This is a genomic window from uncultured Sphingorhabdus sp., assembly GCF_937872355.1.
In the GTDB taxonomy this organism is placed as follows: domain Bacteria; phylum Pseudomonadota; class Alphaproteobacteria; order Sphingomonadales; family Sphingomonadaceae; genus Sphingorhabdus_B.
The window spans coordinates 1-11,066 of record NZ_CALMSV010000201.1 but is presented as its reverse complement, the minus strand read 5'-3'; the positions used below and the strand labels follow the sequence as shown (position 1 = coordinate 11,066).

7 protein-coding genes are annotated in these 11,066 nt (G+C 57.7%); 2 read left to right on the top strand and 5 right to left on the bottom strand.

Features of this window, described 5'->3' with window-relative positions; translation table 11 throughout:
* Window positions 1-464 precede the first annotated feature (464 nt).
* Window positions 465-1,676 carry an alpha-hydroxy acid oxidase gene (locus Q0239_RS13285; protein ID WP_322787085.1) on the bottom strand — a complete coding sequence of 404 codons (1,212 nt, stop codon included), beginning with the start codon at window positions 1,674-1,676 and terminating at the stop codon, window positions 465-467.
* Between the two features lie 519 nt (window positions 1,677-2,195).
* Between Q0239_RS13285 and Q0239_RS13280 the strand changes: the two genes are divergently transcribed.
* Together Q0239_RS13280 and tcmP are read left to right on the top strand one after the other, a co-directional pair.
* A complete protein-coding gene (locus tag Q0239_RS13280; protein ID WP_054588541.1) occupies window positions 2,196-2,945 on the top strand; it encodes a DUF5131 family protein in 750 nt (249 codons plus the stop codon).
* Window positions 2,945-4,123 (top strand): three-Cys-motif partner protein TcmP, encoded by a 1,179-nt coding sequence (tcmP, locus tag Q0239_RS13275; protein WP_054588542.1) that lies wholly within the window; start codon window positions 2,945-2,947, stop codon window positions 4,121-4,123. Before Q0239_RS13280 ends, tcmP begins: the two co-directional genes overlap by 1 nt.
* Before the next feature lie 181 nt (window positions 4,124-4,304).
* Here tcmP and mobF read toward each other — a convergent pair whose 3' ends face one another.
* The 4 genes from mobF to Q0239_RS13255 all read right to left on the bottom strand — a co-directional run bounded on the left by mobF (window position 4,305) and on the right by Q0239_RS13255 (window position 10,824).
* Window positions 4,305-7,214 (bottom strand): MobF family relaxase, encoded by a 2,910-nt coding sequence (mobF, locus tag Q0239_RS13270; protein ID WP_298603643.1) that lies wholly within the window; start codon window positions 7,212-7,214, stop codon window positions 4,305-4,307.
* A gap of 45 nt (window positions 7,215-7,259) precedes the next feature.
* Window positions 7,260-9,605, bottom strand: a complete 2,346-nt coding sequence (locus tag Q0239_RS13265) for a type IV secretion system DNA-binding domain-containing protein (RefSeq protein ID WP_298603641.1) — start codon at window positions 9,603-9,605, stop codon at window positions 7,260-7,262.
* Window positions 9,595-9,924, bottom strand: coding sequence for a hypothetical protein (locus Q0239_RS13260; RefSeq protein ID WP_054588545.1), 330 nt, complete (start codon window positions 9,922-9,924; stop codon window positions 9,595-9,597). Before Q0239_RS13260 ends, Q0239_RS13265 begins: the two co-directional genes overlap by 11 nt.
* A 678-nt stretch (window positions 9,925-10,602) precedes the next feature.
* Complete coding sequence (locus tag Q0239_RS13255) at window positions 10,603-10,824, bottom strand: hypothetical protein (RefSeq protein WP_054588548.1); 222 nt, start codon at window positions 10,822-10,824, stop codon at window positions 10,603-10,605.
* Window positions 10,825-11,066 lie beyond the last annotated feature (242 nt).

The window sequence follows — 11,066 nt, the reverse complement described above, 5'->3', positions numbered from 1 at the left end:
GGAATACACCATCGCCTACACCGGAAATTACACCACGAGCGCGGACGCTAACTCAGAGCACGTTCACGGAGGTATGATCATAATGATCAATTTTCGACAAATTCGATCTGCCACACATTCCAGTTGGAAAACCTAACACAATGCCTTCGTGGCTTCGCCCCATTGCGCGTACTTCAACAGATTCACACCTTCAATCGGCTTAAATTGAGATATTGGTGCCGCCGTAAAGCCCTGCAAACAGCTAGAAATCGGCCAAGAGAAAGCTTGCAATGTCTTCAGCATAGTTGGCGATATCCTCGCGAGCAGCTCTGCATTCGTCTAAAGTTATTGCTGTCTCAAAGGTATTATTTTCCGGATATTCCATCTAGGTTGCGCGTGGGCGGTTTGGTCAGGCGTTGTTGAGATGCCACCCACAATGTACTTATGAGTCCCGGTCAAAGCCCCTTTAATCACTCGATAGCTTGCTAATGACCGGCATTTATCGAGCTTCTTGTTCGCAAATTATGAGGACCGAGCTCATCAAGACTTCTTATTCCCATCAGTTTCATATCTCGTTCTATTTCTGTCCTCATGTTTCCAAGGGCGCGTTCAACTCCAGCTTGGCCTGAGGCAGCCAATGCATACAGATAGAATCGTCCTCCTGATACCGCTTTTGCCCCCACGGAAAGCGCTTTTAGGACATGAGTGCCGCGCTGCACTCCTCCTTCACAGATCACATCAATCTTGTCTCCAACCGCATCACAAATTTCTGCCAGCTGATCAAAAGGCGCACGAGCGCCGTCAAGTTGACGTCCACCATGATTGGAAACCATAATTCCTGTGCAACCAATTTCGACAGCTCGTAGCGCATCCTCAACACTCATGATGCCCTTCAAAGCGAATTGCCCTCCCCATTGGGAGCAGAGTTTTTCAGCGTCGTCCCAACCCATCGATTGGTCCAGCATAGTGGAGAAATAGTCTCCAACGGATACTGCCAAATTTGTGCCCTGTCCCACGTGACCAGATAAATGGGGCATGTCGAATTTCTCTTTCGTCAAGAAATTCCAAGCCCACATCGGGTGGGAGGCAAAACTAGCCAAGGAAGATAGAGTCAGCTTTGGAGGAGACTTGAAGCCGGTGCGCAAGTCTCGTTCACGATTTCCTCCCGTTATTGTATCCACGGTTAAAGCCATGACCTCAAAATTTGCATCCCGTGCACGCTCCAAAAGTGTATCGTTAAGGTCGCGATCCTTGTGGAAATAAAACTGAAACATTTTGGGGCCCGATGCGATCGGGGCGATTTCTTCCGCTGAAACCGTTGCTAACGATGAGATCCCAAACATAGTGCCATATCTTGTCGCGGCTCTTGCAACAGCACGCTCTCCCTCATGATGGAACAAGCGCTGCAGCGCGGTTGGAGCACAATAGAAGGGCATGGCTAGTTTTTGCCCCATCACCTCGACGCCCATATCAATTTGTTCGACGCCTCTTAGTACATTCGGAACCAAGTCCACGTCTTCAAATGCTGCGCTATTTCTGCGGTATGTCACTTCATCATCAGCAGCGCCATCAATGTAATGGAAGATGGGACTAGGGAGACGTTTTTTCGCTAATCGGCGGAAATCTTCAAAATTATGACAGTCTCTAAGGCGCAACTCAATATTCCTTGATTTTGGCTCGCGTGTCAAAGCACCCAACGTTTGTTAAGTGTCCTTTTTGCGGTTTCATTCTTTCGTCATCCTCGCGCATTACAAATTGTGAAAACCTGATTGGCATTCGACTGCTGGGGTTTCGGGCTTTGTTGCCTACACCTAAGAATATTGAAAAATGGCCAAATATTGAAATCTCTGCACTTATCACTCTACCCAAACTACCATGAGAGTCTTTGACGAATTGCTTCAATAATTGTCAGTTTGGTGCGGCCAGTCAGTCAACTTCGGGTGCGGTCCCATGCGAAAAATGACGGATAACCGCCATTATGTGAAATGTCGGAAAGTGGGCCGCTAACAGAAGGACCGCTTTTGAAAAATCCAGGCGCCAAGCGGTCTCCGCGAGATCAAATCCATATCTCTAGGACCGCTAGTCGAAAAGATTGAAATCGAAAGGGAAGTTTAGATCGTCTCCATAAGCAGAAGACGCCACTGCGACTCAAAGCCTCACCTTGCCTTTGAACTACTTAGCCACTAGTGTTCCACGAATGTTCTCGGAGGCAGATCATGTCTGACAACAGCGCAATCGAATGGACCGACGCCACTTGGAACCCGGTGACGGGCTGCACGAAGATTAGTCGAGGCTGTGACAACTGCTACGCTGAAAGATTTTCTGAGCGGTTCCGTGGAGTTCCGGGCCATCCGTTCGAAAGCGGTTTCGACCTTACACTTAGACCTGCTCGGTTAGAACAGCCACTTGGCTGGCGACGTCCCCGAATGATCTTCGTCAACTCGATGTCAGACCTATGGCACAAGTCAGTTCCGTTCGAATACGTCGATAGAGTTTTCGATACGATGGAGAAGGCCGATTGGCACGTTTATCAGCTCCTGTCGAAGCGCAGCTCTCTCATGTCGAAGTACCTCCGAAAGCGGTATCGAGATCGGCCCTGCCCTCAACATATTTGGTGCGGGGTTTCAGTCGAGGATGCCCAAGCTAAAAGTCGAATTTTGCACCTCCAAGGCTCGCAAGCGGGCGCGCGTTTCCTGTCGATTGAGCCATTGATCGGCCCGGTGGGAGAATTGGACCTCTTTAATATTGACTGGGTGATTGTGGGCGGAGAAAGCGGTCCGCGGGCAAGGCCAATCGATCCCCGTTGGGTTCGAGAGGTGCGAGACCAATGCATAGAGCAAGACGTCGCCTTCTTCTTCAAGCAATGGGGTGGGTTCAGGCCCAAGGACGGTGGAAGGAAACTCGACGGGCGAGAATGGAACGACTTCCCCCAAAAATTCAAGGCTGCGGTGGAGAATGCTGACTAATGGCTCAGCCTCCGGTGCTGCCGCGAGAGTACCACGATCGCGAGCAAACGTTCGTCAAGCACATTATCTTGCGAGGCTATTTGCAAAAAGTCGCTTATAATATCCTCTCGGCGTGGGACGACTTCACATTCGTTGACGGTTTTTCAGGTCCTTGGGAGGCGAGGTCAGAAGAGTTTGCTGACACATCATTCGGCATAGCGATCAGGGAGCTCCGAGAGGTTCGGGAGTCCTTCCGCCTTCGCGGAAAAACGAAGTGTTTGCGCTGTGTATTCGTGGAGAAGGAGGCGGAGCCCTTCGAACGCCTCAATGGCGCCGCTGGAGGCGCAGCGGACCTTCACGCCCGCGCCATCCACGGCACGTTTGAGGACAATATCCCGGAAGTCCGTCGTTACGTTGGCTCCTCATTTGCACTGACGTTTGTAGACCCAACCGGGTGGAGCATCGACCTCAGCCGCATCGCTCCACTCCTAAGACAACGGGGGGAGGTGCTCATCAACTTCATGTACGAGCATTTCAAAAGGTTTGTGGAGGACGAACGTCCCGAAATACGCGCTTCGTATGACAAGCCCTTCGGCGGCTTGCCTTGGCGCAAGATGATTGACGAAGAGATGTCCAACGGCCTTTCTAAGGAAGAGGCCATTCTGGAGGTCTTCAAAACCGCAGTGAAAGAGGTATGCGGTTTCGACTACGTCGCTAGCGCCCGCATTCGTCATCGCAAACTGGACAAGTCGCATTTTTATCTCGTCTACGGCACGCGGCACCAGAAGGGCTTGGAAGTATTCAGGCAAGTTGAACGCACAGCCCTTAGCGCAGAGGAGTTCTTCCGAATTGAAGCGAAGGACCGCGCAATCTCCGCGACTGGGCAACAAGGACTCTTCGAAGATTTGCCGCACAATGCAGAAGAGACTGCAAAGGTTCATTGGCACGAGGAAGTGCGAAAGGCGCGCATGTGGAGCGAGCAATTTATTGGCGGGGAAGCTGTGGTTCTTTTTGAGGTGCTGGCAAGGCGCATCCAACAGCGCTTCTCTGTTACCCTTCCGGAGTTGAAAGACCTGCTGGTGGATATGAAGAATGAGGGGCTGATCGAGTTTGACGGCCTAACGGGCCAACAAAGAAAGCCACGCCCTGGCGTAACCGTCCGTCGAACCGAGAAGCTTGAAAACGCAGTGCAGAACTGACGCGATCCCAATCCTGGCGTTGCCCACTTCGCACAGTTTGTCGCAGTAGATCCTATAGCTGGTAGGCAGCTCGAATGCTCATCGCGCAAATTTGTTTGGTGGCTGCTTTCAGGCGGAGCCAATTGGCCTTGGAATGTCCGAAACTGAGGCGCAAGGCGGCCATTCTTGGGCCACCATCTCGTCAAATCCCAAAGTCCATCGAGCGGTTGCGCTCTTTGGCGAGCTCGGGTTCAAAAACCTTGGGACTCTTCTCAGCTATGGCTTTTCCGGTCCCCACCTGCGCAGCAGCTTTCAATCGCTCCGTGACTTCCAACGCCGATGATTTCTCGCCTCTGTTCTTGGAAACAGCGGCACCGAGCCTTGCAGCGCTGTCGACCACAAGTGTGAGATGATCGCGAAGCCGGGTCACCGTGACCAGGAAGGTCTTCTGGTTGGCAAGATTGCGCTCGCGGCTATCCATCACCGCAATTCCTCGATCGGAGGTCAGGCCCTGCGCCATGTGAGCATTGAGTGCATAGGCCAGATCAAGGCGTTTGAGCATCGGATCGTCTTTCCCGAGCTTCTTTTCGATGCCCTTGGACGTCTCAACAGTGACCTGATCGCCTTCGATACGAGTGACCCGGGCCCGGTCGGCGTTGAACAGCCCGCGCCGGTGGTCGTTCCTAGTCCAGCGGATGCGATCGCCTTGGTGGACCTCAAGATGGCGCCTGTCGAATAGCGCAAGATTGTCGTCCTTCCCCGCGTGCCCGATACGAGAGGGGTTGAGCTTGCTTAGCCTGCCATGCTTGTCCTCAAGCTCGACAATGCCTTTCCGGTCGTCGACCTTGCGCACCAAATAGTCTCCGCGCTTGAGGCCAAGCGCGCGTTCGAGTTTGGCGACCTCGAGCACCATGCCAGGCCGGTAGGCGGCGAGGTATCGCAGTTCTTCCCGCGTAAGATTGGCGCGGTCGAGAACTTCAAGTTCGAGCTTTTCGGGGCCAATCTCGCGGTTTGCGGCAAGACCAGTCTGGACGGCTTCGTTGACGGCGGCGCGGATCTTGCGACCCGAAGCATAGATCGCGGTCCGCTCCCGCTCTTCTGCCGGAAGCGACAGCCAGCGCTCGGCAGCAACAATCGCTCCATCCCCCTTGGCTTCGACCGTATTGTGCTTGAGGTGGTCAAGCGCCGTGCGGACCAGCCCGGCCTGCGCTGCCGCCTGTGCCTCGCGCAGGATGGGATCGCGCCCACGCAGGTTGGTGTTCATCTGCGCCTGAGCAATTCCTCCCTGCTGCAGGAGATCGAATGGCTTGCCGGCATCGACCGCGCCTAGTTGCTTACGGTCGCCCATGAGCACCAGGCGGTGGGCACCGGCGCGATTGGCGATGCGGATGAGCTGCTCCTTGTCCGCATTGGAGACCATCGAGGCTTCGTCGAGGATAAGGACACTGCCGCCAAGTTCCCTGCGTGCCTCGCGATCGAGGCTGGACCGCCCCTCTGCCTCGCTGATCGGTTTCCAACGCTTGAGGAAACTCGCGAGCGTCTGCGCCTCGATACCCGTGTCGCGTTCGAGCATCTGAACCAGCGTGTTCTGCACCGACAGGCCAAGCAGCTTGTGACCCTCATGGCGCAGCACATCGGCGACCGGCTTCAAGACGCTCGATTTGCCAGCGCCGGCAACACCCTGCACGGCAATGGTCCGATCACGTGATGTCAGGATAAGTCGAGCTGCGCCCAGCTGGCCCTCATTGAGCTTGAAACCCTGATTGACGAGAGCGGAAGCCTGGACACTGGCGTCGGCTCGCCGCTCGGCAAGAATGGGTTCGACAGCGCCCTTTCCTTCATTGGCCCATGCAAGAATCCGAGCCTCGCGCTCGACCTCTTCTCGGCTTGCCAGCCACCCCTTGTGCTCGCCCTTGCCCCGCAGCAGATGCCCTGAACGCACCAGCGAGCGCACTGCTTTCTCGACATCAGCAATGGTGGTTGGCAGGCCAAAATCGAGCGCTGCCTTGTACAGGTCCTCCCGTGCAAAGCCTGCCTCGCGCTGCGCTAGGTGGCGCACTGCCGAAGCCACGGCCTGGGACGCTGCAATCTCTTGCGGCCCCCTTTTGAGAACATGCTCCGAGACGATAGGATCGTGCTCCTTGCCCTTGATGCGCGCGGCAAAGTCCTTGAGCAGCGCCAGGCCGCGCTCAGCCAGGCAGGGCCCCTTTGCGTCGGCAGCGGTGCGCTCGCTGGCTCTCGTCTTGGCGGTATCGACCAGTCTTGGCAGGTCGAGGCCGACAGTCTTCGCAGCCGCTTGCCATTGCTCGCCCAGGACCGTGCGATCCTCGATCGGCTGCTTGGGCGATCGGGTGGCGAGCGCCGCGATCTTGCCCGCTTCGAGCCCCGGACCTCGGCGTGCTTCGAGCACTTCCTTCCGCCGCGAGGAGAAGGCCATCACCTGATCGCGCGAGATCCCGCAAGCCTCGAAATTGCCGTGCTTGCCAACCGGGCCAGTCTCGTAGCCAAGCTTCTCGACTGCGATCCGGAAGCGCGCCATGGCGATCGAGTTGAGCAGAGTGCCAAGCGCAAAGAGCCTGTCGTTCTTGAGCGTTCGCCACTTGCCGTCCTTGCCCTGGGTCACATTGGCAACGACGGCATGGAAGTGCAGATTGGGCTCCTGGTTGCGATTGGTATCATGCTGGAAAAGGCCGACCGCGAGATTGCCAGTCGCAACGGTCTTGATCTGGCCTCTGTCGACAAGGCGGGTTTCAGCGGCATTCTTCTCGGCCCATGTGAGCGCCTCTGTTACCGCCTCGCGATAGGCAGCAACGATCCGCTCATCCTTTCCGACCAGGGCCAACAGAGACCAGCTTTTGGGGAGCGAAAAGGTCAGATCGGTGCCCGGCCGATGTGCCTGTCCAGGATTGCCGACGCTCGAGCCATCGGGAAGTTCGCCGCGCAACAAGGCATCGAATTGCCTGGTCTCAACGCGCCCTGATAGGCCAAGTGATTTCGCGCCTTCGCCGACCCACTGCCCGGAACGATCGGCATCGGCCCGGGCGTAGTAGTTGTCGTCGGCAAAGTAGCTGGCGGCAGCAGAAGGCGATCGGACATTGGCGATCGAGAGCATGGCCCTAACCCTCGATTAGACGCACTGATTGCACTGGCTTGGGCATCAAATATCCGGCTCGATATCGCCCACATCGGGTTCGTCACGGTCAGGTACATCCCTCTCCTTGTCGTGGGCCGCGCCTCCAAGAAGATCGCGCTGTCGTCGCTCGTGATCGGCGAGAGTGCGTTGCTCTTTGCTTTCCTTGACTGGATGCGGATGAGGACTGACGCCGGGCCTTTCTGACCGCTCGGCGGCGTGATCATTGGGCGCTTTGCGGCTGCCGGGTTCGAGTGGCAGTTCGCTCTGTCGACCGGTCGATTGATCAACTGGCAGGTGCCCCTTGTTGGCGGCTTCTGCAGCAGCTTGTCTGTCCTGTGCTGCACACATCTGGTCGTCCGGCGTCACCTCCTGCGATTTGCCCTTCGCGTGGCGACCTTGTGATCTGCGATTGGGACGTTTCCGCTGGTCGCCATCGGCATCCCGGCCGGGATGCTTGTCGTCGCGGCGACGGCGTTCACCGGAATCGTCGCCGTCGCAGCCGCGTTGTCCGGATACTTCCCCTTCGTCCGGTCCGACTTTCACCGGCTTGGCCACCGTTTTCGCGGGTCGTTGGATCGCGCGAGGGATGAACCCTTCGGCAATGCGAGGCCAATGCCGGGGCTCTAGAGTGACCGGTGCGGTCGGAAGTCCTTCGGGAAACTTGATGTAGCCTTCAAGGCTCTTGAGCCCCATGAACTCATCGGGAAGCAACAAGGGAGCGATTTCGCGGCGGGCTGTCAGGCTCACCGCATCGCGGGCGCTGTTGTGACCATAGCTCTGGTTCTCTTCGACCTCGCGGACCTCGCGGTGGCCGACCGAGTCCGAACACCAGGTAGCGGTCTCGCGGTCGGCCGTACCGAGCATGAGCTTGGTCTTGGCGAGCGACGACAAGGTCATCGCCATGTTCTCTCCATAGACCTCCTTGAGCTTGGCAAAGGCGTGCACACCTGTGACGATCGCACCGCCGTAATTGCGCGCTGTCTGCAGGCCCTTTTCGAGCGAGGGAAGCCGGTGCAGCGCGCCCAATTCGTCGATCAGGAACCACAATTTGAGGTCGGGCGTGGTCCGCCCTGTCATCAGCGTGTTGATCGCCGTGTCGAGCCACAATGTGAGCATCTGCGAGAGCACGGTAAGATCTGCGTAGCGCGCTGAAAGGAACAGGAACGATCCTTCCTTGCCCTCGCCTTTGACCCAATTTCGGATCGAAAAAGGTTCGCCCTCGGTGGGCAGCAATTGCAGCGCCTTGGCGTTCACGTTGAACACCGCACGCACCGATTCAGCCATCTTCGCAGCCTGGGGATCGGTCATTGGGCCCGCCATCGTGTCTTCGAGCAGCTTGTGCAGGTCAGGAAGATTGGCGTTCATGAGGTCGCTTGCGAGCGCCGCGTTGGTGCCCTTCCCCTTCTCGAGCAGCTTGAGACAGGTCTCGACGAAGAGCGTCCGAGCGCCGAGCACCCAGAACTGCTCCGCCCCGCCGCCATCATGCGGCACAAGCGATTCCGCAGCGGCATGGAACTCGGCGCTGGTGGTGCAATCATTGAAGACGCTCCATGCCGGACAGCGGGTATCGAGCGGGTTGAGGATGACATCGCGATCGGGCTCGTAGAAGCCCTCGATAAAGGCGCCCGTGAGATCGAAAATGACCGCGCGCTCTCCCCTCATGCGGATCTCATCGACAAGCTCGAAGAGCGCCACGGTCTTGCCCATACCGGTGGTTCCGACGAGCATGGCGTGACCCTGCTCCTGCCGCCACGGGTAGCTGACACCGGCGATATGCGCGGGCGTATAGAGACCCGCAGCGCGCAGGGCCGTTTCGCCTGCAAGGCGCCATTTCCAGCCCATTTCGCGGCCGTACTCGCGGGCGCGGGCGCGGCGGTTGTACCGGGGGATATTGGGCTCAAGGTCGCTCCGGGGAACGAGCCGCGCCCCCCGCGGGGGGCGCCTTCGTTTCGAACGCTCGCCGAAGTGCTCGGCGACCCACCAGAAGGCTGCAAGGAGCGGGGCGAGCCAGAGCGCAGATAGCAGCATGGCCTGTTTTGCGGTGGCGAAGAACAGAGTCCAGGCCTCGCGCATCGGCGGGGAGGCCCTCACCACTGCCATTGGAAAAGCAACCAACCCGCCATCCGGCAGCCGCAGGGTCACCAGCTTGTCCGGATCGAACTCCATGAAGCCATAGGCAGAGGCATAGACATGCATCCACAAGAGGTAGGCCTGGTAGTCGGTAAGCATACTGCTGCCCCGCCACCAGACGGTCGCCAGAACGACCAGAACAGAGACGACAAGCGGGAGCTTGAAACCCGCAGCGAACATGAAACCGAAGTGCCCGAGAAGCTGGGTGCCGCGCGTGAAATTGACGATGCTATTCTTCATTGCTCGTCTCCTTTTCGCGCGAAGGAATGAAGCCGAGCTGTGCGAGGCGGCGATGGTAAGCGGCATGAGTTCGCTTGCGCAGAGTGTCGTCGGAATGGCTCGCAAGCAGTGCATCGAGCGCGGTGGTGAGGAACACCAACTGGCGGGCCGGATCGGTCCCGCCGGGACGGTCGGCATGATCGTTGTCGCGGTTCCAGGCGGCGACCAGATGGTCGCGAATGACCACGCTCACGCTGGTCTCGCGGAGGTTAGACTGCTCCAGAATCCAGTCCGCGATCAGCGGCGGGACGTAGGTCTGGAGGACCCTGTAACGTTGCATCTTTCCAAGCTCCTTGTGCTGAAGAAGCCTGGTTCGACCTGCGGAAGGTGAGGATCACAGTAATTCACGGTAGGGGTGTAGGAAAACAAAAAGTTCCCTATTTATTCCAATATCTTAGGTTAAGGTGATTTGTCTCCTATTTGCGAATCCAATTCGCGATTTGCGGTCAAATCGGTCGGTGCACACGCCAAATTTGCGCAGCAACTGATTGAGAACATTGATGGAACATTGGCGGCCCCGCTGCGTACGGTGTGCCTCCGTCTCCAATTGCGCGGGTGGTGACCAGTGATCCTGACCGTTCTTTCTCAATGGTCATTCCCAAACCTTGCTGTACGAGCGTGAGCAACCATTTGCATTGGCCAATGCCTGCAAGCGGTCATGTCGAAGCTACACCCTCAACAAGGGACCGCACCTGCGCAAGAGGGACCTTCAAAGGACCATGTGTGAAGCGGCAGGAACGGGACCTGTCGGTCCTGCCGCGCGCGCTGGTCCGACCTGGTCGCGGTGCGCAAGCGCGTGCGGGGCCCGGAACAAAGACACCGCGCCCGCAGGAGCACCGCCGCAGGTGGTGCGGGACCGAGCGCGTCACCAGCCCCGCTCCACATCACGCCTAGGCCCTCCACCTGCGAACACGAAAAAAGGGCGGGAACCGTCACCGGCTCCCGCCATGTTTGATGGTCAGAACTCGTCGAGCATGCCGCCATGCACCGTATGCACCACACGGCTGGCCAGATGTGCTGGCAAGGCGTTGTAGTCACCTTCGTCGAGAGCGAAGTATCCAAGGTCGTCATCCTCGACGACGTGCTGGTCGAAGAAACTGTGCAAGGCCCGCCGTTCGGCAGTGGCGAGTGCTTCGAAGTAGCTGTTCGAGTTCGATTCAAGATTGCCAAGTGTAGTCATGATTTCCTCCTGATATCTTTCGGTGAGACGACAGGAGGAAGGCGGATGGGCGCGGTGCCGGCGGGTCAGGGATCGCCCGCATGGGCGACCGCGAAGCGGCGGTGGGGGCAACGATTTTGTCGTACCGAAGTGCAAGCGTAGGGGAGGCAAAATGGTGGGGCCCCGCCGTCCTTGACGCGCCGGTGCCGGTTAGCGTCCGCGCTCGTGGTGTAATTTCCGGTGTAGGCGATGGTGTATTCCGG

Coding starts and splice junctions, on each gene's coding strand:
- Q0239_RS13280 (WP_054588541.1), top strand. CDS start 2,196: ATGTCTGACAACAGCGCAATCGAATGGACCGACGCCACTTGGAACCCG.
- Q0239_RS13260 (WP_054588545.1), bottom strand. CDS start 9,924: ATGCAACGTTACAGGGTCCTCCAGACCTACGTCCCGCCGCTGATCGCG.
- Q0239_RS13265 (WP_298603641.1), bottom strand. CDS start 9,605: ATGAAGAATAGCATCGTCAATTTCACGCGCGGCACCCAGCTTCTCGGG.
- tcmP (WP_054588542.1), top strand. CDS start 2,945: ATGGCTCAGCCTCCGGTGCTGCCGCGAGAGTACCACGATCGCGAGCAA.
- mobF (WP_298603643.1), bottom strand. CDS start 7,214: ATGCTCTCGATCGCCAATGTCCGATCGCCTTCTGCTGCCGCCAGCTAC.
- Q0239_RS13255 (WP_054588548.1), bottom strand. CDS start 10,824: ATGACTACACTTGGCAATCTTGAATCGAACTCGAACAGCTACTTCGAA.